The organism is Synechocystis sp. FACHB-383 (assembly GCF_014698605.1).
Lineage (GTDB): Bacteria > Cyanobacteriota > Cyanobacteriia > Cyanobacteriales > Microcystaceae > Synechocystis > Synechocystis salina.
On sequence record NZ_JACJTJ010000037.1, the window covers coordinates 52,535 to 76,266 of the forward strand.

Sequence of the window (23,732 nt, forward strand, 5' to 3'; positions counted from 1 at the left end):
GTCTAGCACCGCAACTAGAGCGTTTTTTCAAAATAAAAAAATGTCAAGCTCACACCACCGCCATAAAAAATGGACTAGACGCATCTCTTGAATCATTTTCTGTATCTTGCTTGAGAAATTTATTTAATTAAAACTTTTATCAATCTTCCCCTACCTCTTCTCCAATGCAGGTTCCACTACCAAACAGTAAATATCTATGAATTGACTCGGAAGCAAGTCCACTGCCACTGGCTTTGGCCAGAAATGTTCTGCCTTCAACATATTCATCAATGGTTGTTTCTTCTCCATAAACATCAAAAGTGACTACTTTTTTCACCCCTGAATAACAACTTAAGTTATCTGTTAATTCTAGCTGTCTTCTGTTGAAAGCTTCCCCTTGATCAATCAGACACATGCCTCCACCAAAATTAACCCAGTGTTCTCCTTCGCTATCGGCAACTTTGATTTCATGGGCGAATTTATACTCATCAGCAAAGGGTCCATCCACCACATTTTTACGAAAAATCTCTTGCCCCCCCGAAAAACAAACTAAAATCGCAGGGTTCTGCTCCTGGGAGATAGAATTTGACGCTGCCATGGTGGGTTGATTGCCCAGGAGGAAAATAATGATGGGAAGAATAACAAAATAAATAAGTAGCTTAATCAATTTATTTATCCTACAAATTAATGAAAGCTTGGGTAAAATCAGTTCTTCTGTGTTGTCCCTGGTGCTAGCGAGCTAGACGGTTTGGTGGAATAGCTATGGTAGGTAAACTAGGAGGAAGAATCCGATCATAGCAATCATAGCAATCAAAATTAAGTCCAAGCAGAATTGCTAGAATTGACATCCTCCTCTGACTAAAGTCAGAGGATTCCTGCTTCATCGGTTTTGTCTAGCTTGAAAACGTCTCTGTTCACAAGCCCCGTCCAGATTCCCCTCCACAGGCATCTGTTTTAACGTCCACGATGTGCCCCACCGCAGACCGAACAAATATTTAGTGTAGTTTTCCCATTCCTAGACTATGACGCCCCTGTGCCCAGGTATTTCCTTTTGGTCGTGCATTCTAGACGGCGGGAACCACCAACCTTGCCTCTCGTGGCACACTCAGGTGCATGGGCACATACAGCCTAACACAAAGCCGTCCTAAAGGACGGGGTTTAAAACCCATTTTTTTGATAATTACTGAGAAGATTGCAATTTTTTTAAGAAATAGCCTACTAAATAAAGGGAGCCGCAGAGAACAGTCAATTTTTTAGAATGTTCTTCCGTTTTTTCTAAATTTTCCAGGGCTGTAAAACAATCATCAAACACTTTAACCTCGCTTAATTCCGGCATAGTCTGCCATGCTAACCGTTCCAACCCTGGCAAATCCCCACTGTCATGGTCGGGCACCGGCACTAACAAGAGGCGATCGCCGGGACGGAGCAGATGGCGGAAAATTTGGTCATGTTCTTTGGTGCTGAGCATGCCCATTACCCAGGTGATAGTCGGTAAATAGTGGTCTGAATGATCAACTAAGTGGTGGGTGTAATTTGCCAGAGCCTGCGCCGCTGCTGGATTATGGGCTCCATCTAAAAGGATTTTTTGCCCGTTGTAATCCACCCATTGCAATCGACCAGGCCAGGTAGCTTTGGCCATGCCCCGTTGGATAATCTCCGGGGTTAATTTGTCCCAACCCTGTTGCTGTAATTCCTGTAAAGCGGCGATCGCCAGGGCCGAATTTTGTAGTTGGAAATCTCCCAATAGGGCGAGGGGATACTCAAAACCTTGCCAATTAGCCCAGGGCTGACCATTTTTCCCGCTGGCCATGGCGGGGTCAATCCAATGATCGGGGCAATGTAATTCGGCAATGCGTTCCCGAAAAACTGGCTGTGCCTCTGCGGGAATTTGCCCTAAAAACACCGGCCTTGCTGCTTTGAGAATGCCTGCTTTTTCCCGTGCAATATGCACTACGGTGGGCCCCAACACCTGCCAATGTTCCCGACTGAGGGAAGTGATAATGCTGAGCAAACAAGGTTCTGGGACGTTGGTGGCATCTAACCTTCCCCCCAAACCCACTTCCATCACCGCAATGTCCACTTCTGCCTGGGCAAAATAAAGCCACACCGCCGCTGTAAACACCTCAAACAAAGTGGGGCGGTCAGCACTATCCGCTTTGGCGATCGCCTTTACCTGTTGCAACACCGCCATTAGGTCACGGTTATCGATGAAATGGTTATCCAGCCAAACCCGTTCCCGCCAATCAATCAAATGGGGAGAAGTGTACCGCCCTACCTTATAACCAGCTTCCGTCAATACGCTGGACAGGTAGGCACACACCGATCCCTTGCCATTGGTACCCCCCACATGGATATAGGGCACTTTGGCTTGGGGATTACCCAACTTGGCCAGCAGGCCATGGATGCGTTCCAGCCCCAGATTAACGCCGGCGGTTTTATATGGTTCCAGTAGGGTGTTGATGTCCATGGCAATTACTGTTCGGGAAATTTGACTAATGCACCTAAACCAATGTAGTTACCTTGGCCTCAGTTAAATCGGGGGTATTTTTCGGCAACGGACAGGCGATCGCCCCAGTGCCGTCGTAGCCCACCAGCGTTGTTTCTCCTTGGTAATGACGGGGCGTTTCCAGCAACATTTGCCAGGCTTGCTTTGCTGTTAATAAATTCATTTGGCGAGGGTAGTGGGCTTGTAATAAATCCTGCACCAAAGGATAATAATCCGAATTTACGTCGGGAAATAAATGGTGCTCTGTATGGTAAGAAAAATTAAAATGCAAGCAATCAAGTAGCTTGGGCATCCGCAAAGAAACACTATTAACTAGTGGATCATTAACGTCCGTCATTGGGCAGGCCAAATGGTTAGTATAAATATAAAACATTCCCATGGCATGTCCGAGAAAAATTGGCAAAAAGTAGCCTAAAATAACTGGAATCAACTGAAATTGTAAGTAAAATAAAATGCTTAAATGCACCGCTACGATAGCGACCAATTCCAACAAAATTTTCTGACGCTCCTGTGGTTTAACAGTAAAAGCAGCGGGAACAAAGTCAGCGCTTCCCCCAGTGAAGAAAAGTACGGAAATCAGGTTGCGAAAATTATGCACTCCCCAGGCTGTACCCATGCCAAAAATTAGCCACAGAGGATTAACTTCTCCTGAAGGCGCAAATAAATGATGGATCCATTTCCCCCAGGTTTTGGGTTGTTCGTGTAGATAATTTCGATCCGGATCTCGCACACTATTCGTATTGTTATGGTGGACTTGATTATGGAGCGATCGCCATTGAGTCGGAGGCATCCACCAAAGAGAAAGACCTAAAAAACTGATGAGATAGGAAATTTTGGAACGTTTTTTCAGCACACTACCGTGCATTAGGTCGTGGCTCCCAAATAAAAACACAGTGACGCTATTCCCCATCAAGACCGCCATGGGCAAAAATAGCCAAAGCCACTGTGGAGGCCAATGATTGAGATTACGAGCGATGGTTAATCCGGCAACATAAATACCCAAATTTAACCCTAAAACAATTAATTTATGGGGATCAGCTTGGAAGGCTTCCGGTGGCAAGAGGGGACGGAGTTTTTTAACGTATTCAGATTGAGCAATGAGCACCAGGAATAATCCCTAAAAAATTAAATAAAACAATTTCAGTGTAAATGATTTTACTTGTTTTGGGAAAATCCTGAGCTAGGCACAGATATTGGGGGAGCCTTAATATACTTCTTCAATGTATGGAGCTAGGGGAACCCAGAATAATTCTTTTGGAATAAATTGACTGTAACTGGATGCTGTGTTACCCATTTCCAGTCATTGGTTTGGAGCAAGTTTTACAGATCCTTTGACCCAGCAAATTTTAGAGAGGACTAGATTTAATTCTCCCAGTATTGCCCGATCTTTAAATAAGTTGAGTAAGTTGATTCAAGGAAAAAACTAAAATTTTGGCAACAGATTTTTCATCCTAATCTTGATCCAAGGAAAACCTAAATTAGGTTCGAGAATGTATCCCGGCTCTCCGATTTTTTGGTGGCTCTTACCACATTGTTAGAGTGATAGCAGATCGATTCAAAAAACAAATAAATCCAGGCCCCCAAACCCCTAAAGCTGTCCGAAGCCTTTTTTCTTCTTTTTCTTTTTGACTTTGCCACCTTTGCCCTTGTAGCCCCGGAAACCAGGGCCCGGCTGGCCGCCAAACATACCTCCTCCCATACCCGGCATTGCCCCCATTTCTGGCATCCCTCCAGGCATTCCCCCCATGCCCATTTGTTGCATCATGGTCCGCATTTTGGTGAAATTAGTGATTAATTTAGACACGTCGGTTTCACTATGGCCCGATCCCTGGGCAATGCGACGACGGCGACCGGGGGATTTGGCCAGTAGATCGGGGTTTTTCCTTTCTTCCGTGGTCATGGAACTAATCATTGCTTCAGTGCGCTTGAGTTCTTTTTCGCCTTTTTCAATGTCGCCACTGCTGAGTTTGTTCATACCAGGAATCATTTTCAGCAAGCCCCCGAGGGAGCCCATATTTTTCATGAAGCGCATTTGCTTGAGAAAATCGTCGAAGTCGAAGGTGGCTTCCAGAATCTTGTTCTGGAGTTTTTCCACGTCTCCCACATCGATCGCCTCTTGGGCCTTTTCCACCAGGGTGAGCACATCCCCCATGTTCAAAATACGGCTGGCTAGGCGATCGGGATAGAAGGGTTGCAGAGCTTCCACCTTTTCCCCCACCCCGACAAACTTGATCGGCTGGCCGGAGATTTGCCGCACAGATAGGGCCGCACCGCCCCTGGTATCCCCATCTAGTTTGGTGAGAATTGCACCCGTAATGCCAATTTGTTCGTGGAAAGTGTGGGTTAGGTTGGCCGCTTCCTGCCCGGTCATGGCATCCACCACCAGCAGGGTATCGTCGGGGTCAACGACTTTTTTAATTTCGGCCAACTCCGCCATCATCTGGGGATCGATCTGCAAACGACCGGCGGTATCGATCAGAACCGTATCTACCCCCAGTTCCTTCGCTTTTTCCACCCCTTGGCGAGCAATTTCCACCGGGTTTGCATCACTACCAAGGTCAAATACGGGCACATCAATTTGTTGCCCCAGGGTTTTGAGCTGGTCAATGGCGGCGGGACGATAAACGTCCGTAGCCACCATCAGGGCACTGCGGTTTTCTTTGCGGAGATAGAGGGCTAATTTCGCTGTGGCGGTGGTTTTCCCGGTCCCCTGCAATCCAGCCATGAGGATGACGGTGGGAGCTTGATCGGCCTGGGCGAGGGGCACGTTGCTTTCCCCCATCAGGTTGACCAATTCGTCGTAAACGATTTTGATAAACTGTTGCCCTGGGTTAACGCCGGTGATTACGTCCGCCCCAAGGGCCTTCTGCTCCACGTCTTTGATGAAGCCCTTGACCACCTGGAGATTGACATCTGCCGCTAACAGGGCCCTTCTGACTTCCTGGAGCGCCTCTTTAATGTTGCTCTCACTAATTTTGTCCTGGCCCCGGAGTTTTTTCCAGGCATCTTCAAGGCGATCGGCTAAGGCATCAAACATAGACTTTTAACGGCGGGACGGAACTTTTACGATTTGTAACCAATTCAACTGTAGCAAAGGGTTGCCCTGGACAGAAAATTTGATGGGCCCTATCCCTAGCTATAAGTAGATTCCGACATCCCCTCCCCAATGGCGATCGCCGTGTAATTTTGTTTAGGTACTCACCTCAATAATCTAGTAATGGCCACGCTGATTACAGAGATACGTCAAAAATTTGCTCAAGATGAATTTGAATTTTCTAGACATGCCGTCGATCAGTCCATTCTACGGCGTATCCAAGTTCAAGAAATTCGCATGGCCATTGCCAACGGTCAAATCATTGAGGATTATCCGTATGATAAATATGGGCCCAGTTGCTTGATTTCAGGATTTACAGCATTGCAGCGTCCAATTCACTTACAGTGCAGTTATCCAAATCGTCCTCTCATTAAAATTATTACTGTTTACGAACCCAATTTACAAAGATGGAAGCATCAATTTACTCGAAGGAGGGAAACCAACGATGAACAACGAAACTCTGGTTGAAAAAAGGGTAACTTATACTCTTAGTTTAAATGGTCGGTTAATTCTTATTGAAAATGTCCCAGCACGAGTTAATGAAGAAACTGGAGAGCAGTTTTTTTCACCAGCAACGGTTGAGTGCCTACAACGGACCGTTCTAGACAGTCAAGAACCAGACCGTTTTATTCAAATTCCGGTTTATAATTATTCGGAAAATTCACAAAATGTAGCCTGATTTCAGCGGAAATATCTTAGCGAACAATCATAAATCTAGTCTGGGATAAAATCAATAAAGCACTAAATTTTGCCAAGCTTTTTTTTGGGCAAGAACTAAACTAATATTCATCAAAGTATTTCAAGCTGCTCGTTACTTTTTTCCATTTCAGAATCATCAATAATTTGAACTTGTAAATCTTGGTAAAATTCTTCCTGAGTCAAAGATACTTTTGACTGAGAACTTAATAGTAGTAAAGCCCAAAATACACCAACTTTATCTTTTTTGTCTGGTAATTTATCTGGATCTAGATGGTGATGCCAACAACGGAGTAGTGTGTCTAAATCTACCCAGGAACGATGGGGCAAATCGGGCAAAATTTCTGGCAGACGAGTTTGCAAAAACTGTTCCAATTGACTAGCCAATTCGGTTAAGTTTTCTTGGTGGGCTAATTCGGTGATAATTTGTAGAGCTTCTCGCCGGGATTGGGGTCGGGCCCGTTTCACCCGCTTTGGTTTTTGTTCACTTTTTTCGATCTCGACGGCGATCGCCTCGATTTGATCGATTAATTCCGCTAAGGTAACTCGACGACGTTGCAGAGGGGGGACAGCAGTGCGCCGACGCAGACGATTTTCTAAATCCCTTGGTAACCGAGCTATTTGCTCCTCGCTCCATCCTTCTAGATCTGCTTCGGGTATAACTTCTTCCGGTTCCTGCTCCAAGTTGTGGAGGCTATCGGCCTTGTAGCGCACTAACATGGAGGCCCAAAGAAAAGCTTGGCCAGAACGGGGCAAATTTTGCTGTTGAAAACTTAGGTCGAGGCTGTTGAGAATGCCTAGATCCTGCAAAAAGCGATCAATCACGTCGATCACTGACACATCCCAGGGGTTAATCTCCCCTTGGTGGGCCATTTCGATCAGGGTATCAATGGCATGACTCGCCGCAGATGGTGTCATAATTCCCTATGTTAACTGCCCGCTGTGAAGATCACCAGTTGGAGGACGCAGGCTTTATGGATGGTGTTTCCCTCGCGGATTTGCGCTTGAACTATACCCAGGGAGGTTTAACAGAGGCCGAGGTGGCGGACCATCCCTTTACCCAATTTCATACCTGGCTGCAACAGGCGATCGCCGCTGAGTTACCAGAACCCAATGCCATGACCCTGAGTACCCTTTCCTCGGAAGGCCATCCGGTGGGACGTATGGTGCTGCTCAAGGGCTTGGATGAGCGGGGCTTTGTTTTTTACACCAACTATCAAAGTGCGAAGGGACAACAGTTAACAGCTCATCCCTGGGCCGGATTAGTATTTTGGTGGGCGGCCCTGGAGAGACAGGTGCGGGTGGATGGCCGGGTGGAAAAAATTGACCCCACCGAGTCCGATGCTTATTTTCAGTCCCGACCCCGGGGTTCCCAATTGGGTGCTTGGGCTTCTCCCCAAAGTCAAATTGTCGGAGATCGCCAGGTTTTGGAAGACAATTTAGCTCTTTGGGAAAAGCATTATGCTGGCCAATCCATCCCCCGACCAGCGCACTGGGGAGGATTTCGAGTTATTCCCCATCGGATCGAATTTTGGCAAGGTCGTCCTAGTCGCCTCCATGACCGCTTGCAATTTAATTTAGTTGATGGCCAATGGCAAAAAGAGAGATTAGCGCCGTAGAAGTTAAGCCTGCTCCCATGCCACTACTGACCTAAAACTTCGACAGTGTGGTCAATAAAAATTATCAAGCCCATGTATTTGTGTACATTTAAATGCTTTAGCCTCCTTTCTCGACGCAAATTTGAATCGGATGTTTTCCTTACTTTGCCCTCTGTGGTAGTCAAGATTGATCTCGCTCCTGAATCTTCGTCTCTAATGGGGGTCATTTTTTAACATTTTTTAACATTTAGGCTAGAATCAGAAGATTGTTTTGCCATCATGGCCCTTAAGATAAATACGTGCGTCTAGAAATTCCCTCGCCTCAAACAAAACCCCCTTTCCTCAAAACTGAAGAATTACCCTTTACCCTCCAAGAGCTCAGAAGCGCCATCCCAGCGGATTGTTTCGAGCCATCAGTGGTCCGCTCCCTGGGCTACTTTTTTTTGGATGTTGGTTTAATTGCCGGCTTTTACGCCCTAGCGGCCTATCTTGATTCCTGGTTCTTCTATCCCATCTTTTGGCTGATCCAGGGGACCCTTTTCTGGTCTCTGTTTGTGGTGGGTCATGATTGTGGCCATGGTTCGTTTTCCAAATCCAAAACTCTGAATAATTGGATTGGCCACCTCAGTCACACGCCAATTTTGGTGCCCTACCACGGCTGGCGCATCAGTCACCGCACTCACCATGCCAACACGGGCAATATCGACACCGATGAAAGTTGGTATCCAGTGTCGGAGCAAAAATATAACCAAATGGCCTGGTATGAAAAACTGTTACGTTTCTACCTGCCTCTGATTGCTTACCCTATTTATCTCTTTCGGCGATCGCCAGATCGGGAAGGCTCCCATTTCATGCCTAACAGTCCCCTATTCCGTCCCGGAGAAAAATGGGCTGTTCTCACCAGTAGTCTTTTACTCGCAACTTTTGTTGGCTTCCTTGGTTTTTTAACTTTCCAATTCGGCTGGCTATTTTTGCTGAAATTTTATGTTGCACCCTACATCGTATTTGTGGTGTGGCTAGACCTGGTCACATTTTTGCATCACACCGAAGACGATATCCCTTGGTATCGCGGTGATGATTGGTATTTTCTTAAAGGTGCCCTCTCCACCATTGACCGGGACTACGGTTTCATTAATTCCATTCACCATGACATCGGTACCCACGTTGCCCACCATATTTTCTTGAATATGCCCCACTACAAATTACGTCGGGCGACGGAAGCCATCAAGCCCATTTTAGGGGAGTATTATCGCTATTCCGACGAGCCAATTTGGCAAGCTTTTTTTAAATCCTATTGGGCGTGCCATTTTGTACCGGATCAAGGTTCAAGGGTATATTACCAATCCCCATCCAATGGAGGGTGTCAAAAGAAATCCTAATTGAATCAAACTAATTTCGGGAGGGAAGGAAATATCAGATGGTATTATTCCCCCCGATCGCCCCATTAACAGTGCGTATCAGGTTCAAAACTTTTTAAAATATTCAAACAATAACCTGCCAAAAGATGAGCATTAAACCGACAACGGTGCCATGGTGGGGGAGAAGATTGAAAAAAGACTGTTTGCTCAACTGTTGACTGAGAAAAATTGACCAAAGCACCCCCGCTAAAAGAAGCAGACCTTGCAAAAAGGCGATCGCCGCCGGATCCGCTACTAACATTGGTAAGTCAAAGGGCAAAGACCAGTGGAAAGTTTTTGGTACTAGGGTCAACACCTGCCCTGCTTCCCCCAAGCCCAAGTTGAGATAATGGGCCAAGTTGGCCGCTAAAGTGAGGGGCAATAAACCGTAGGCTAGGTTAATGAAAGGAATTTTTTGCCCAACTTTAGGAGTGGGAATCAAAAAATAGGCTATCAGTGGCAGTAAAGCTGGTAAAAATAGCAAGCCGAGGGAGAGCAAACCATGGTTAATGAATGTACCCGCTGGTGGCAAATGCCATACTTCGATAAATTCCGGTAATCTCCTCAGTAAAACGCTATTAAGCAGTAATAACAATAATGCAACTTCGTAGGGGCGCACAGTATGGGTCGTAACAATGGCGATCGCCGGGGGACGTAGATTAAATTCCACTGAACGATGGGGACAGGCTTTTAAGCAAGTCATACATAGTACACAGTCCCGATTGTCTGTTAGTTGGGCTGGGTGGGTGCCCAAGGGACAGCCTTCCGTCGCTTGCCCTTCCCCTTTGGCGGGACCTCCCTTATAGCATTGGTAGGTAGTACATTCCGCCGAACAAGTTCCCTGTTGGGCCCGCAATTCGGTAATAGCTAATTTAGCAAACATGCCATTCATGCCGCCAATGGGACACAGGTAACGACACCAAAATCTTTGCTCAAAAATCACGGAGCAAACCATGGCCCCTCCGGTGATTAACAACAATAACCAAGCAGATAGGTAAGCGGTATTTTCCAAATTCCACAGTTCTTCCCAGAGTAAAATTAGGACAAAAAGGGCAAAAAGAAACCAACCACCCCAATTTTCTGCCGCCTGCCTTGGCCATTTTTTCAGTTTCCTGGGCCAGAGCCAGAGGGATAGTTTTTGGGTGATTTCTCCATAAATCATAAAAGGACAAACAGCACACCAAAGTCGACCAACAAAAATAAATCCCAATAGTACTAGCGGCCACCACCAAGCCCAAAATAAATTCAAAGCAAAATTTTGATCCCTAGTTTGAGGTCCCAGGAAAAGGATGGCCACAATAACAGGGAAAGCAAACACAGTGAAACCATAATTGAGGCGATCTGGCCACCAAGCACTGCGTAAGAATTGCCGCAATCGGGGATAACGATTGAGTAAATTAAGGCGAAATAATTGTTTCTTGCTTTGGGAGGGCCAAATAATTTCCTCGGTAATTACTTTTTCCCCTTGTAATTGGGTGACCGCCCGTTCCACCAGATTATTTAATTCTCGAATATTATTAGGAAAATCGTAAGCTTGTAAGCGGCGCAGGGCCTCCGGTGCAAGGTTGGGAACTTCGATGCCTTTGGAGCGACAAATTAAGCTGAGATAATAGTCAACGTAGTCTTCAATATCCGCTTTTCTCACCCGTAAAGGGGGAATTTTAATAGTGTTGGCAAAGAGGGGGGTAAGTTTGGGAATAATATTTTCAGCAATGGCAATTACCTTGGCTTGACTATGGCGAAAAGTTGGCTCTGTCTCTCCCGTTGTGGCCACAGGCTGGTAAATGCCTTCACAAATTAAATTGGCGATCGCCGGTAAAAGTTGGGGATGCAATTCCTGGATATTGTTCAACAGTAAGGTGCCCTGGCCCAAGGCGTCTAGAATTCCAGATTTCCCCTGATTGGTGCCAAAAAGCTCTTGGCCACTGGCGGATAGTAAGGCACAGTTAACTTTCACCATTGCTGACCGTTGGGCTTGGGCTGAGCCAAAATGAATTAGGGCGGCGGTGTTATCCTTCTCCAGCCCTGGCTCCCCGAACAGCAACACCGGCTTTTGGTCTGTTGATACCGTTTTAATTTGTTCCCGGAGCTTTTGGGCGTAGCGACTTTTGCCCATAATGGCCCGCTTAGCGGCGGGGACGAGGTAGGGGCGCAAAATCTTCTGTTTTTCCTGCTCAAAGAATAATTGGGCATTCAGTTCCCTAAGTTCTTGCACTAACTGTTGGGAAAACGCCTGGGTTATTTGGGGATAATCCTGGAGCAATTGCCGCATTTTTTGCCCCGGTAAATACCATAATTGACAGTCAGTGAGGGCAACTAAATCCTGTTCTAGGGGACTATCAATCATGAATGCCTCTAGATTAATGATTGCCCCTGGTAATAAGCAAAATTTTCTGGCACTGGACTCCAACTGTCCTTGGCCAAGGATGTACAAGTCCGTTCCCTGATCCCGATTTTTGGGTAGACTTTCCCCTTTAGCTAAGGAAAATTCCATTAATTGGCTGGCGATCGCCTCCAGAATCTCCGGGGCAAGCTGGCCTAATTCCGTCCGCTGTCGGAGCCAGGAAAGCAAAAGGGAAAGGCGATCGGTCATGACAAAACCTCTAAAACTAGGCCATTCTGACAAAATTGGACTTGCTTGAGTGATAAATGTTAATGTTTGAAAATCTGACTATCAAAGACAAAAAATAATGATATTGCCCTTGAGTTAAGTCAATAGTCAACTTAGATTAGCGCAAGATTGAAATTTTAGTCAATTAGCTCTAACTTTGTTTCAATTTATTACATTTAATTATTTTTTCATTTGATTTATTGTGTTTCCGGCGGATGTAAGCCATGACAAGGTTGCTTGTGCAAATAAGTTCTGAACCCTTAACAATTGATTTTCCATCAATCGTATCGATGACAGAGCAACAATTTTATGAATTTTGTTTAGCAAACCGCGGTCTGCGCATCGAACGTACTGCCAAGGGAGAAGTAATTATTATGCCCCCCGCCTTCTCGGATACAGGCAATCGGAATTTTAACCTTGCCGCCCAACTCTGGAAATGGATCGAACAAGATGGAACAGGGCTTGGTTTTGATTCTAGTTCAGGTTTTACTTTGCCTAATGGTGCGATCCGTTCCCCTGATGTGGCCTGGATTAAACTGACAAAATGGAATCAATTGACCAACAAACAAAAGGCTTCTTTTGCTCCCATTTGTCCAGATTTTGTCGTCGAGTTACGCTCATCAAGTGACACCCTATCCAGCCTGCAGAAGAAAATGGATGAGTATATTGCTAATGGAACTAGATTAGCTTGGTTAATTGATCGTCAAAATCATCAAGTCCATGTTTATCGTCCCCATCAAGACCCGGAAATTTTAGACAATCCACTAACTGTAAGTGCTGAGCCAGAACTAGTTGGCTTTGAGTTAACTATGGCAAAAATTTGGTGAATGGCGCTCAAACAGTAATCGGAGTCATGGGCATTCCCCACCGCTTTCTTGGATCCCCAGGCTAACATCTCCGGTAGAATGGGCGGGGATTTAAGCGCAATTTGAGGAAGTTTGGCCAATGTCGAAGTTTGTTTTTGTGACTGGAGGGGTGGTATCCAGCATTGGTAAAGGCATTGTGGCCGCTAGTCTAGGACGGTTACTGAAATCCCGCCATTATTCCGTTTCCATCCTCAAGCTCGACCCCTACATCAACGTGGACCCCGGCACCATGAGTCCCTTTCAACATGGGGAGGTCTTTGTCACCGAAGATGGGGCAGAAACGGATTTAGACCTGGGACATTACGAGCGCTTTACCGATACTTCCATGTCTCGCCTCAATAGTGTTACCACCGGTTCCATTTACCAGGCGGTGATCAATAAGGAACGACGGGGAGCCTACATGGGGGGCACGGTGCAGGTTATTCCCCACATCACCAACGAAATTAAAGAAAGAATTCTCCGGGTAGCCCAAAATACCAATCCCGATGTGGTGATCACAGAAATTGGGGGCACCGTGGGGGACATTGAATCCCTCCCCTTTTTGGAAGCGATCCGTCAGTTCCGCAAGGAGGTGGGTCGTCATAACGTTATTTACATGCACGTTACGCTCATTCCCTGGATTCCCGCCGCCAAGGAAATGAAAACCAAGCCCACCCAACACTCGGTTAAGGAGTTGCGTTCCATCGGTATTCAGCCGGATGTTTTGGTTTGTCGTTGCGATCGCCCTTTACATCCGGGCATGAAGGAAAAGTTATCGGAATTCTGTGACGTGCCGGTGGAATCGGTGATTACTTGCCAGGATGCCAGCAGTATCTATGAGGTACCGTTAATCCTGGAAAAAGAAGGATTAGCCCACCAGGCCCTAGAGTTGCTGAGAATGGAAAATCGATCGCCCGATCTGTCCCAATGGCAATCCCTGGTGGAAAAAATGCAGTCTCCCCACCATGAAATTACTGTGGCGTTGGTGGGTAAATATGTTCAACTCAGCGATGCCTATCTCTCCGTGGTGGAAGCCCTCGGCCATGCGGCGATCGCCAGTGACAGCAAACTTAACCTGCGTTGGGTCAGTGCGGAAGAAATTGAAGCCCAGGGAGCAGCCACTTTTCTGAAAGAAGTTGACGGAGTATTGGTGCCCGGCGGTTTTGGCATTCGGGGCGTGGACGGCAAAGTTCAGGCGATCGAGTATGCCCGGGAAAATCAACTGCCCTTTTTGGGGCTTTGTTTGGGTATGCAGTGCTCTGTCATCGAATGGGCTAGGAACGTAGCCAAATTGCCGGAGGCCAACAGTGCCGAATTTGAAACGGAAACCCCCAATCCGGTCATTAACCTCTTGCCTGAACAACAGGACGTGGTGGACCTGGGGGGAACCATGCGTTTGGGTCTCTACCCCTGTCGCATTGCCCCAGACACCCTCGCTTTTTCTCTCTACCAGAAGGAAGTAGTGTACGAACGCCACCGCCACCGTTATGAATTTAATAACTCATACCGCAACCAATTCACCGATACTGGCTTTGTCGTCAGTGGCACCTCCCCCGACGGCCGCCTAGTGGAAATCATTGAATATCCCCACCATCCCTTTTTCATTGCCTGTCAATTTCATCCCGAATTTCATTCCCGTCCCAACCAAGCCCATCCCCTCTTTGGCGGCTTCATCAACGCCATCTTAAAACATCGCAATGCCCCTGCTAAGATAGCGATTAACTGCCACACCGTTACCGAAGACCATGAGCCAAGTTAAAGAAATCCAGGGTAAGGCCCTGCCCCTAGTGGGGGACGACATCGACACTGACCGCATCATTCCTGCCCGCTTTTTGCGGTGCGTCACCTTTGACGGCCTGGGGGAACACGTCTTTGCTGACGATCGCCAACAACAGGGGGGAAATCATCCCTTTGACCTACCGCAATACCAACAGGCAACTATTTTGGTGGTCAACCGTAACTTTGGCTGTGGCTCTAGTCGGGAGCACGCCCCCCAAGCCATTATCAAATGGGGCATCAAAGCCATCATCGGGGAAAGTTTTGCCGAAATCTTTTTAGGAAATTGTTTGGCCAATGGGGTGCCCTGTGTCACCGCCTCCCATCAACAGGTTACTGATTTACAGCAAGCCATCACAGCGGATCCTAATTTGCCAGTGAGTTTAGATTTAACCACCGCTTCCGTGAACTACGGCAAGCAAAATTTTGCCATTGTGCTTTCCGACGGAGCCCAGCAAATGCTGCTGGATGGCCAATGGGACACCTGTGGGCAACTGGTGCAAAACTGCAATCAAATTGTCGCCACGGCCCAAAAACTCCCCTATCTGCACTGGACCGCCGGTGCCGCTTAGAACGGGTTAAAAACTCCCCCTAGCCAAACCATTGGCCGGTAAAAAAGTAAAAGAATCCGGAGGACTATCGGTAATTTGCTGACCGCCCTTGGGGGGCAAAATACAATCTTGTCACCTCCCCCTCCGGGAGCCATTGCTTTTCCGCTATGGGCATCAGTAGGTTAACTTTTTTGGGCACTATGTCGATAGGGCTGGTTTATGCCTAGCCGCAGTTTTGCTTTCCACTCCCACCACACGTCAGGAAACAATGGAAACCGAGCAACTTCTTTGGCAATATGGTCAAGGCACCAGGGACTTTAGTTGCATTACCCTACACCACGCCGACCTAATCCAGTCCGATTTACCCGATATCATCCTCAATCGGGCCCTGCTGGAGTATGGCAATTTCAGTGGCAGTAACTTTTCCCGAGCCCAACTGCGCCGCACTGACCTCAGCCATGCCCGCCTGATGGGGGTGCGGTTCTGTCGAGCAGACTTAACTGGCATAGATTTGAGCTACTCAGACCTAACTTGGGTGGACTTCACCGACTGCAACCTCAGGGGAGCCAATTTAGCCTATGCCAAACTCAAACAAGCTAAACTGATTCGCACTAATCTGGAGGGGGCTAACCTAGTGGAAACTAATTTCCAGGGGGCGGTCCTTGAGGGGGTGAACTTTGCCAGGGCGGATTTGAGTGGGGCGGATCTTAGCCGTATCGATTTAGCGCAGGCAAATTTTAGCCGGGCTGATCTAGACGGAGGAGACTTTCGCAAAGCCAACTTCGACCACGCCAGCTTCTATAAGGCGGATCTAAGTCAGTCACAATTGCGTCACGGTAAAGTGGAGGAAGCTTTTTTACAGAGAGCCGACCTTAGTCAAGCTAACTTGAAGGGAGCAAATTTGGCGAGGGCATTGATGAAGGAAGTTAACCTCAGTTTGATTAACCTATCGGAAATCAGTCTCAAAGCTAACCTGGCCGGTAATCAGATTAACTTTGCGGGGTGTGCTCTGCGGAGCGCTGTTTTTCAGGGGACTAATTTCCAAAATGCTAATTTTGACTATGCTTCCCTGCGCAAGACCCTGTTAGCAGGGGCAATACTACGGGGAGCCAATCTAGTCGATGCCTGTTTGCAGGGGGCCGATTTGCGTAATGTCAGTTTTCAAAATAGTCACATCAGCAGTATAAACTTAGCGAAAACAATTATGCCGGATGGGAGCGTGCATCCCTAATGAAAGTGTTTTCGGTTTTTGTGGTAGTCGGGGGGATGATGGTATTGGCTAGTGGAGCCCTGATGGCGATCGGCAATCCTGGTAAGCCGGACTATGAAGACTATGCCGTAGAGACCCTCAGCACCTATCTGAAAACCGAGATTTGTCCTAAAGCACCGGCGGATTTCGGCGGCTTCGTGCAGAGTTATTGCAAAACCTTGGTGGATGCGGGGCAACCGCAAATTAAGCAAGTCATCGCCCAAACCACTAATCAGCAAAATTTTTTGTTGTTTAGCATTTACGAAACCACCCTAGCTCTGCCGGATCCTTTCCCTACCTACGAGTTTCAAACCATTGGGGTAATGAAACAGTTTTATACCTACCAAGCCATGGAGATGTAAACAGGTGACCGATGGATGGCGCCAAAAGAGAGCCCAGGCGGAACAGCATTGTTAACCAGGTAGTTAAGTTTGATTAATTAATTTTGTCCGACTATTGCTGTTGTGTAATTGTTATTTTAATCTTTCCCTTTGTTGGTTGTTGATAATGACAGAGTTAATTAAATCTCTACCAAGTTGGCTCAAGATTACGCTCGTTTTCCCCATCCTCTTTTTGAATGGGGTTTTGTTAACTCTGATCATTGATCGTTTCCGTGACCTCTTTGACTACATCATTATTGCGACCTTAGTGACTTTCTTGCTCAAGTTAACCATTGGTTTTTTAGTTAGCAAGGGTATTGGTAAACGGTTGGCAATTTTTGCGGTCATTACCATCAGTTTTGCACTGATCGCCCTGGGGGGAATTACGATAGTCCCTTTAATGGCCAGTCAATTGAGTAATCTTTCCCAGGATATTCCCCATTGGCTCAGTGCCAGTAAAGACCATTTAGATAATTTGCGCAACTCTACTTTCGCCCTAACCCTGGATGGCATGGGGATCAATATTGATGACCTATTGCAAAAGACCTACGTTGCCTTGAGCAAAGAATTGGACCGCATTGGGCAAATTAGTCTGAAAGTATTGACCGAAACCATTGGGGGCGTGGTGGATACCCTAGTGATCTTGGTGTTAACTATTTTTTTATTAGTGGGGGGGGATGGTTTTTGGCAAGGAATTCTGAGTTGGTTACCCTCTCCCTGGGAGAAAAAAATTCCCCAATATGCCAGTGAAATTTTCCGGGATTATTTTATTAGTCGCTTAATTCTGGCGTCGGGGTCTAGCCTAGCTCGCTTGGTGGTTTTTGCCGCTTTAGGCATTCCCTACAGTATTCTTTTCGCCTTTAGTTTGGGTTTGGCCAGTTTGATTCCCTTTGCTGGGGCGGTGGTAACCTTTATTGGCACTGTGGTTTTAGTTTTAAATGGTTGGGTGGTGGCAGTGAAATTTTTCGTCAGTGCCATTGTTATTGATCAAATCACCGACAACGGTGTGGCACCCAAATTAATGGGGGATAAAATTGGCTTAAATCCGGTCTGGATCTTGATTTCAATCTTTGTCGGGGCAGAAATAGCCGGTTTGCTGGGAGTGCTGCTGGCAGTCCCGATCGCCAGTGTGATCAAGAAAGTGGTTGATGATGTGCGGGCTGGAAAAACTGATCTCACTGAACCTAAGCCCCAGGATCCGCCGGAGATACTGCCGGAGTCCCTTGCTTAGGGTGGGAACGTATGTGGGATGACAGAAAATTTGAGACAACCTAGCTCAAACCAGATGTAAGAGCAAGCAAAAACCTGAAAAGCTGAGAAGAAGCACCACCACGCCGTTTTACCTCAGTTTATGACCTGGTGTAACCAGGGGGGAGTCATCAATTCCCGTTTTCGTTTCCGGGTACGAGCCCGGTCTACTGCCACGCAGAATGCACAGAGACACCCTTATTTTTCAAGCATAGATCAAAAAACGTTGTTGGCAGTCACCAACGCGGTAGTTACTTCCCTGCCATTATAACCCGATCCTTTGGCGATCGGGCAATGGGACTAGCCTCCAAACCGGGACGTTAATTGGGCTAGCAGTCCCCCTGGGTAAGGCATTAAGCACAGGCAATCTAGGCCCTATTCAGATTATCCTTGGCGATGGTTGAATTTCCAGAGGGCACTGGAAACCCAGTTGGTGAGAATGTGAGCCACAATGGGCACCAGTAAATTACCGCTGGCGATCGCCCCGTAGCCCAGCACCAAACCCACCACTGTCGCCCAAACCACATAGGGCCACTGCTCAGCACTGCTTAGGTGCAATACGCCAAAAACTAAACTGGAAACCACCACGGCCAGCCCCCCAGCCCCTAGGGCCGATAACATCACTCCCCGAAATAGTAATTCTTCGCTTAGGCCGGGCAACAGTCCCAACCAGAGTAGGTCAGCCCACACCAAGGGTTTAATGACAAAGGCGAGATAGACATCGGCACTGGCTCGATAGGCAGGCCAAAGTCGGTAAATTAATCCACTGGCCAGGATAATAGCCACCGCTAAACCTACTCCTATCAGGGCATCCGGAGCATTTAAACTTATCCTTAACAGGGTTACATCCCCCCACCATTGCCAAAGCTTAGCAATGATCAGCAGTAACACCGCTGTGAATCCCATCACCCCCAAAATTTGGGTACGGTTCAGGGGTTCCATTTCGGAAGGACTATTAGATGGAGACACAGATACTCAGGGTAGGCGGTGAAGAAGGGGAAAATCCGGTTGGAAACAATCAAGGTTAATGCCTGCACGGTCTGCACACAGCACACCGATCGCCTCTAAATAAGAGTTTACCCTAACCACAGAAATGCCTAGGTCTTCGGCATAGACTTCTAGCTGGGTGGAGTTATTTTCCACCGCAATGATGCGGGTAGAAGTTTGGCTAAAACTCATCAGGGCCGAACCACCGCAGGCACTGGCGGGCACAACCACCGCATTCACGTCCCGACTCCAGAGGGTTTGGCCATCGGTGCCGGGAAATCTCTGGTAGTGGGGAGCCCGACTCAGCCCCATCAACACACAGGGTAAAAAAGTGTAACCCAATTCCTCCGCCGCCGACCGGGGAGAAATCTCTGGATCCAGGGGTAAGGGACTCAACGCTGGGGCATGGGCACAGGGCACCTGAAACTGCCGCACCACCAAATGGGAAATGACTGCTTCGGCCCCCGCCAAGGGATCCACTCCCCGGCCATGGCGATAATCAGCTAGCACTTGACTGCCCACGTCGTCGGGAAAGCGAGCAATAACGGCGATCGCCTGGGCTTTGGTCTGGGTCAATAACTTATCCGCCGCCCGCAATAAGCTTTCTGGATTGGCAATGGTCCCCCAACTCGTCCCCGAGGCCGATAGTCGCAACTCCACCCCCAGGGGTTCATCCGTAACAACATAATCCGTCAGAGTCAAACCGAGGGTGGCCCTGGCCCCGTCCGCCACCTGCAAATGTCGCCAGCGCAAATCTTCTTCAATGCCCTGGTCCAAAATCAGTCCAATGGCATTTTGATGCCCTGGTGCGAGACCCCAATCCCCCTGGGCAAAGCGGTCTAGGGCATAACCTTCCACATAAAGAGCATTAGGTATGGGGTAATAAAGTTGAGCCCCGTTCAATACATTGGGATGGGTAATTAGGCGATCACACACTAGGGCCATGGCCCTGGCGATCGGCAAAGCATCCCCGGCGTAACCACCAATGGCCGCCCCCACCCCGGTGGGAATGATTAAAGTGACGTTATAACTCAAAGTAACCGTAAAAGACTGGAACTGGTGAAATTTAAACTTCTAGACTTCCTACACCGCTGTCACCGTCACCACCGCCTCCACCTGGGCTTTTTGTTGCTCTTTATCCACCGCTGTCACCGCCCACCGCAGGGGATCACCCCGTTTGGCCAACTCCACTTGAATTTCCCGTTGCAGTTCTAGGGGATTTTCCTGGAGGTCAATTTCCGCAGTGATGAAATGGGTAGTCATGGTTGATTGGGCTGATGTATGGGACTAGACAAAGGGAACTCTGATTGGATCTTAGCAAAACCCCAGGAATTTCTCGCTATAATCTCAAATTGACCACAAAGCTAACTTGGGCAAAACAAAAGCTTGAAAAAGGTTGTAGTTGGCATTACCTCCCTTCTAATCTGGAGTTTATTAGTGGGGACAGTGTTATGGGGAGAAAGTATTTGGTTTTCCCATCCTCCCCTGACTCCTGGCGATCAAGCTTCCCTTAACCGATATTTGGCCGATCGCCTTAACCAAGGGGAGGGTAAGGAATTAGGCAGTGCTGCCCTAGCCCTGATCCAGAATAGAAAAGTAGAGACCGTACATACGGTGGGTGTGGAGAATGTTGATTCCCGTTCCCCCATTAAACCCGAAAATACCCTCTACCAAATGGCTTCCGTAAGTAAACTGGTCACCGCCTGGGGGGTAATGAAATTGGTGGAAATAGGACAGATTAATTTGGACGACCCAGTGTTGCCCTACCTTCAGCGTTGGCAGTTTCCCGCTGATAGCCCTTACCGAGCAGAGATAACCATTGCCCAACTGTTGAGCCATACCGGTGGACAGAACGATCATTTTGGCTATGGGGGATTTTTGCCGGGGCAACCATTGCAAACCCTGGAACAGTCCTTGACCCTAACAAACGATGTGGCCTTTGGGGAACCAAGGGGAGTGGAAGCCGTTTATCCACCAGGAAAAGAGTTTAGCTATTCCGGTGGCGGTTACACCGTTCTGCAATTATTGGTGGAAGAGGTAACGGGAAAGTCCTTTGCTGAATTTATGCAGACACAAGTCCTTAACCCGTTGGGTATGACCGGGGCCAATTTTGATTGGCAAACCATTGTTGCCCAGGGACAGGCGGACAATTTAGCCACTAGTTTTACTGAAGATTTACAACCCAGTACTCCCCGCCATTTCACTGCTACGGGGGCGGCTTCTCTTTATGCCAGTTTGGCTGACATGGTTAAATTTGCCCAAGCCCTTCTGCAAGGGAATCCTGTCCTAAGCACCGAGACTCTCAACGCCATGGCGGAACCACAGCCAGGCACCGAGGGAACTTGGGGTTTGGGCATGATGCTATACCAAACCACGGACAATGGGGGCCATGTTGTGGGTCATGACGGAGGGAATGTACCTGCCCTGAACCACACTTTGCGGGTTAATCCAGCAACGGGTAATGGCATTGTGCTGCTGCTATCGGGGAACCGTAACCTAGCTAGTGACCTAGGGGATGATTGGGTTTATTGGGAAACCGGTAAGTTAACGACGGCGGCCAGGCAACGATTTTGGCAGTCTCGGCTCATACCCGGTTTAGTGGCCATCGCGGCTGGGGCGATCGCCATTAGCATTTGGATTTTTATGCTCCCGGGGTTACGGCGACGATTTTCAGGTCATTAAAACTCTGGGTTTAGAACTCAGACTACGGTGAATGCCTTGCCATAGTTGGCTATGGGCACAGTCCTCTGCTCACATTTGAGGTAAATGGTCAGCACCTCCTCCGATGGCGATCGCCGCCGCACGATCAACTTACCCCCCAGTAGTTGAAAAAGGTTTTTGGTCACGTCCCAATTTAAACTCAGGCAACCTGTTTCCGGCTGGAACATGAGCAATTCTCCCAGGGCCTTGACGGGATTGGCTTGGTGCACCGACTGGGTATGGAACTGCACCTTTAATTGGTCCCCGGCGGTGGTGATTTTTAAATGAATTTCTCCGCCTCCGTTGAAATTCCGCACAAATTTTTCAATCATGCCCCCCAACACCTGGTCCAACAAACTGGGGTTACTCCACACCTGGGGCAAGGAATGGGGAATCTGCGCTTGTAAATTGACGTTGTAGCGTTGGGCCTGTTTTTGCCAGCGGGGAATCCCGGCTTGAAACACTGCTTCCAGGGACGTGACTGTCAGGGGCACCACCAATTCTGGCAGGGGAGTTGACTCCAATTCCGTGGCTCGGAAAATCAGATCCATGCGGCTGATTTGATCACTACACTCCCGGTCAATGGATTCAATTCGTTTGAGCACTTCTGGGGAAAGATCTTTACGACGCAACAACAACTTGGTCAGGGTGCGAATACTAGTTAGGGGAGTGCGCACCTCATGGGTTAAAGCTTGGAGCAGTTCCACGTCTGGGGATGGTTCCGCCGCTTCCTGTTCCTGCAGTGGGGGAAGATTATGGAGATTGGGCTGATAGTCCAGCATTAACTGCCCGAAGTAAGTCACCAAACGGAAATCGGGCTGGGGAAAATTAAAGGCCGCTATGGCTTTTTGTAAGAGGGGCAGGTCAGAGCCTAGTCCGTACTTGAGACGAGTCTGGAGACTAAACCAAGCTTGTTGCAAAATCTCCGGGTCAAAACTCCAGTAAAACTGGGCTAAACCCTGCTCATTCTTACCCAACAGCAATAACAAACCAAATTGGGGGGTCATCAGCCAGCAAAATTGTTCTTCCGCCAAGGGATCCTGGGGAAACAGGGGAATTTCCCGCATGGCAGGGGTTGGACTCCATTCAGATTCCTCACCAACTAAACAGGGCCAAGGGGAAAACTCCTCCCAGGAAGTGGTAATGCCTTGGTAAAAATTTCGCACCAGCACCGCATCTTTGAGCACCGGAGCAGGGCCAGCCAAACAAATTCCCGGAAATTCCCCCCCTACATTGGGTAAAGTCTGCCTTAAAAATGGCTCCAAAGCGGCGATCGCCCCAAACCATTGTTGCTGGGCTTTGGGATGGGCCCACTGGGGAGCCCGCCCCCGGTCATATCCTCCCCAACCGGAAGACACAAACAAATCACTCAACTTTAGGCAAACTTCATTCACGGGAACCAGATTTTTAGGTAGGGAAAATCAACAACGGTAATAGCGGGCGATGGAGATCTGAAAGGGGCAAGGAGATAGCAAACTTTTTGCCACTGCAATTTAACAGACTCAGCAGTGTTGGTGTGGCCTCTCCCCCTGATGGTAAGCCGATTTTCCTTTCCCCCTTAGGCGTAAAACCGAACAAGATCCGACGGATGGACGCAAAAGCGCGAAGAAGTGATGACAAATTTGCACCGCTATCCATCCTGACCAGGGGAAAACTCCATTAATTCTCCGATCATTTTTGTAATGCGTTAACACTATGATCATTGGCAGAGATACGATCAGATAGAAACTATGAATTTATGCGGTTTTAAAATCTAATTACCTAATTAAGGTTTTGCATTGGTAGCATCAACCACTCGGACCAATTGTTTTCCTACGGCGAGCATATCCAGCGGAAGAACTTCGTCACCCCGTTATTTTTAAGTAACCGATCTCCACTCTATTCCCCTAAGAAAAACATCGTAATTCCCTCGTTGATGCCAAAACTGGCCACAGCTTTATCGCTTTTGAGGAAGAGACTAGTGAGAGTTAATGAAAATATTTTAATGCCAATATTTTTTAACTATAGCAAAGAACGAGATAGTTAGGACAATTCTCGCAAAGCTATATCCAATGCAGAAATTAGCGATTCTCCCTTACTAACAAGTTGGGAAACATAACGTTTTAGTCTCGCCCA

General features: G+C 47.8%; 21 protein-coding genes and 1 other RNA gene. 11 read left to right on the top strand and 11 right to left on the bottom strand.

The annotated features are described in order from the left end of the window. Nucleotides 1–139: 139 nt before the first annotated feature. From H6G45_RS10625 to ffh, 4 genes are all read right to left on the bottom strand, one after another. Nucleotides 140–577 carry a hypothetical protein gene (locus H6G45_RS10625; protein ID WP_190598416.1) on the bottom strand — a complete coding sequence of 146 codons (438 nt, stop codon included), beginning with the start codon at nt 575–577 and terminating at the stop codon, nt 140–142. A 582-nt stretch (nt 578–1,159) separates the two neighbouring features. Continuing rightward, nucleotides 1,160–2,446 (bottom strand): folylpolyglutamate synthase/dihydrofolate synthase family protein, encoded by a 1,287-nt coding sequence (locus tag H6G45_RS10630; protein ID WP_190598417.1) that lies wholly within the window; start codon nt 2,444–2,446, stop codon nt 1,160–1,162. 34 nt (nt 2,447–2,480) lie between these two features. Further along, complete coding sequence (locus H6G45_RS10635) at nt 2,481–3,590, bottom strand: fatty acid desaturase (RefSeq protein WP_190598418.1); 1,110 nt, start codon at nt 3,588–3,590, stop codon at nt 2,481–2,483. A 483-nt stretch (nt 3,591–4,073) separates the two neighbouring features. After that, the gene (ffh, locus tag H6G45_RS10640; protein ID WP_190598419.1) at nt 4,074–5,522 is read right to left on the bottom strand and encodes a signal recognition particle protein; all 1,449 of its coding nucleotides are present in this window, start codon (nt 5,520–5,522) and stop codon (nt 4,074–4,076) included. A gap of 180 nt (nt 5,523–5,702) precedes the next feature. Between ffh and H6G45_RS10645 the strand changes: the two genes are divergently transcribed. Then, complete coding sequence (locus H6G45_RS10645; protein ID WP_199309697.1) at nt 5,703–6,047, top strand: DUF4258 domain-containing protein; 345 nt, start codon at nt 5,703–5,705, stop codon at nt 6,045–6,047. After that, on the top strand, nt 6,025–6,258 hold the full coding sequence (locus H6G45_RS10650; RefSeq protein ID WP_190598420.1) for a YgiT-type zinc finger protein: 234 nt from the start codon (nt 6,025–6,027) through the stop codon (nt 6,256–6,258). The genes H6G45_RS10645 and H6G45_RS10650 overlap by 23 nt, the downstream gene beginning before the upstream one ends. Nucleotides 6,259–6,368: 110 nt before the next feature. Here H6G45_RS10650 and H6G45_RS10655 read toward each other — a convergent pair whose 3' ends face one another. Beyond that, entirely contained in the window at nt 6,369–7,193 is an 825-nt protein-coding gene (locus H6G45_RS10655) for a segregation/condensation protein A (protein WP_190598421.1), read from the bottom strand. A gap of 56 nt (nt 7,194–7,249) precedes the next feature. Here H6G45_RS10655 and pdxH point away from each other — a divergent pair, with 56 nt between their 5' ends. Both pdxH and H6G45_RS10665 read left to right on the top strand, forming a co-directional pair. Further along, nucleotides 7,250–7,894 (top strand): pyridoxamine 5'-phosphate oxidase, encoded by a 645-nt coding sequence (gene pdxH / locus H6G45_RS10660; protein WP_190598436.1) that lies wholly within the window; start codon nt 7,250–7,252, stop codon nt 7,892–7,894. A 278-nt stretch (nt 7,895–8,172) separates the two neighbouring features. Next, nucleotides 8,173–9,252, top strand: a complete 1,080-nt coding sequence (locus tag H6G45_RS10665; RefSeq protein ID WP_190598422.1) for a fatty acid desaturase — start codon at nt 8,173–8,175, stop codon at nt 9,250–9,252. Nucleotides 9,253–9,355: 103 nt separating this feature from the next. On the opposite strand, the gene H6G45_RS10670 is transcribed toward H6G45_RS10665, so the two are convergent. Further along, nucleotides 9,356–11,863: a sigma 54-interacting transcriptional regulator gene (locus H6G45_RS10670; RefSeq protein WP_190598423.1), complete on the bottom strand. Its 2,508-nt coding sequence runs from the start codon at nt 11,861–11,863 to the stop codon at nt 9,356–9,358. A gap of 308 nt (nt 11,864–12,171) precedes the next feature. On the opposite strand from H6G45_RS10670, the gene H6G45_RS10675 reads away from it, so the two are divergent. The 6 genes from H6G45_RS10675 (at nt 12,172) to H6G45_RS10700 (ending at nt 17,913) form a co-directional block, all read left to right on the top strand. After that, the gene (locus H6G45_RS10675; protein ID WP_228016650.1) at nt 12,172–12,708 is read left to right on the top strand and encodes a Uma2 family endonuclease; all 537 of its coding nucleotides are present in this window, start codon (nt 12,172–12,174) and stop codon (nt 12,706–12,708) included. 118 nt (nt 12,709–12,826) lie between these two features. After that, nucleotides 12,827–14,485 (top strand): CTP synthase (glutamine hydrolyzing), encoded by a 1,659-nt coding sequence (pyrG, locus tag H6G45_RS10680; protein ID WP_190598425.1) that lies wholly within the window; start codon nt 12,827–12,829, stop codon nt 14,483–14,485. Further along, complete coding sequence (gene leuD, locus H6G45_RS10685; protein ID WP_190598426.1) at nt 14,472–15,074, top strand: 3-isopropylmalate dehydratase small subunit; 603 nt, start codon at nt 14,472–14,474, stop codon at nt 15,072–15,074. Before pyrG ends, leuD begins: the two co-directional genes overlap by 14 nt. 247 nt (nt 15,075–15,321) lie before the next feature. Beyond that, nucleotides 15,322–16,284 (top strand): pentapeptide repeat-containing protein, encoded by a 963-nt coding sequence (locus H6G45_RS10690; RefSeq protein ID WP_190598427.1) that lies wholly within the window; start codon nt 15,322–15,324, stop codon nt 16,282–16,284. Further along, nucleotides 16,284–16,664: a DUF4359 domain-containing protein gene (locus H6G45_RS10695; protein ID WP_190598428.1), complete on the top strand. Its 381-nt coding sequence runs from the start codon at nt 16,284–16,286 to the stop codon at nt 16,662–16,664. Before H6G45_RS10690 ends, H6G45_RS10695 begins: the two co-directional genes overlap by 1 nt. Before the next feature lie 145 nt (nt 16,665–16,809). Further along, the gene (locus H6G45_RS10700) at nt 16,810–17,913 is read left to right on the top strand and encodes an AI-2E family transporter (RefSeq protein ID WP_190598429.1); all 1,104 of its coding nucleotides are present in this window, start codon (nt 16,810–16,812) and stop codon (nt 17,911–17,913) included. Nucleotides 17,914–18,001: 88 nt separating this feature from the next. On the opposite strand, the gene ssrS is transcribed toward H6G45_RS10700, so the two are convergent. From ssrS to H6G45_RS10720, 4 genes are all read right to left on the bottom strand, one after another. Continuing rightward, a non-coding RNA gene (gene ssrS / locus H6G45_RS10705) (6S RNA) lies at nt 18,002–18,187 on the bottom strand. Nucleotides 18,188–18,314: 127 nt separating this feature from the next. Then, on the bottom strand, nt 18,315–18,899 hold the full coding sequence (locus H6G45_RS10710) for a type II CAAX endopeptidase family protein (RefSeq protein WP_190598430.1): 585 nt from the start codon (nt 18,897–18,899) through the stop codon (nt 18,315–18,317). A gap of 6 nt (nt 18,900–18,905) precedes the next feature. Next, a complete protein-coding gene (locus H6G45_RS10715) occupies nt 18,906–19,952 on the bottom strand; it encodes a DUF3326 domain-containing protein (protein ID WP_190598431.1) in 1,047 nt (348 codons plus the stop codon). Between the two features lie 48 nt (nt 19,953–20,000). Next, a complete protein-coding gene (locus tag H6G45_RS10720) occupies nt 20,001–20,180 on the bottom strand; it encodes a hypothetical protein (RefSeq protein WP_190598432.1) in 180 nt (59 codons plus the stop codon). A gap of 123 nt (nt 20,181–20,303) precedes the next feature. Here H6G45_RS10720 and H6G45_RS10725 point away from each other — a divergent pair, with 123 nt between their 5' ends. Next, on the top strand, nt 20,304–21,599 hold the full coding sequence (locus tag H6G45_RS10725) for a serine hydrolase (RefSeq protein WP_199309698.1): 1,296 nt from the start codon (nt 20,304–20,306) through the stop codon (nt 21,597–21,599). A gap of 17 nt (nt 21,600–21,616) precedes the next feature. Here the strand turns inward: H6G45_RS10725 and hik34 are convergent, their stop codons facing one another. After that, on the bottom strand, nt 21,617–23,011 hold the full coding sequence (gene hik34, locus H6G45_RS10730; protein ID WP_190598433.1) for a two-component system sensor histidine kinase Hik34: 1,395 nt from the start codon (nt 23,009–23,011) through the stop codon (nt 21,617–21,619). Nucleotides 23,012–23,732: the final 721 nt, after the last annotated feature.

Excerpts from the sequence above, each read along its gene's own strand:
- H6G45_RS10625 (WP_190598416.1), bottom strand. The coding sequence starts at position 577 with ATGGCAGCGTCAAATTCTATCTCCCAGGAGCAGAACCCTGCGATTTTA.
- H6G45_RS10630 (WP_190598417.1), bottom strand. The coding sequence starts at position 2,446 with ATGGACATCAACACCCTACTGGAACCATATAAAACCGCCGGCGTTAAT.
- ffh (WP_190598419.1), bottom strand. The coding sequence starts at position 5,522 with ATGTTTGATGCCTTAGCCGATCGCCTTGAAGATGCCTGGAAAAAACTC.
- H6G45_RS10645 (WP_199309697.1), top strand. The coding sequence starts at position 5,703 with ATGGCCACGCTGATTACAGAGATACGTCAAAAATTTGCTCAAGATGAA.
- H6G45_RS10650 (WP_190598420.1), top strand. The coding sequence starts at position 6,025 with ATGAACAACGAAACTCTGGTTGAAAAAAGGGTAACTTATACTCTTAGT.
- H6G45_RS10655 (WP_190598421.1), bottom strand. The coding sequence starts at position 7,193 with ATGACACCATCTGCGGCGAGTCATGCCATTGATACCCTGATCGAAATG.
- pdxH (WP_190598436.1), top strand. The coding sequence starts at position 7,250 with ATGGATGGTGTTTCCCTCGCGGATTTGCGCTTGAACTATACCCAGGGA.
- H6G45_RS10670 (WP_190598423.1), bottom strand. The coding sequence starts at position 11,863 with ATGACCGATCGCCTTTCCCTTTTGCTTTCCTGGCTCCGACAGCGGACG.
- H6G45_RS10675 (WP_228016650.1), top strand. The coding sequence starts at position 12,172 with ATGACAGAGCAACAATTTTATGAATTTTGTTTAGCAAACCGCGGTCTG.
- pyrG (WP_190598425.1), top strand. The coding sequence starts at position 12,827 with ATGTCGAAGTTTGTTTTTGTGACTGGAGGGGTGGTATCCAGCATTGGT.
- leuD (WP_190598426.1), top strand. The coding sequence starts at position 14,472 with ATGAGCCAAGTTAAAGAAATCCAGGGTAAGGCCCTGCCCCTAGTGGGG.
- H6G45_RS10690 (WP_190598427.1), top strand. The coding sequence starts at position 15,322 with ATGGAAACCGAGCAACTTCTTTGGCAATATGGTCAAGGCACCAGGGAC.
- H6G45_RS10695 (WP_190598428.1), top strand. The coding sequence starts at position 16,284 with ATGAAAGTGTTTTCGGTTTTTGTGGTAGTCGGGGGGATGATGGTATTG.
- H6G45_RS10700 (WP_190598429.1), top strand. The coding sequence starts at position 16,810 with ATGACAGAGTTAATTAAATCTCTACCAAGTTGGCTCAAGATTACGCTC.
- H6G45_RS10720 (WP_190598432.1), bottom strand. The coding sequence starts at position 20,180 with ATGACTACCCATTTCATCACTGCGGAAATTGACCTCCAGGAAAATCCC.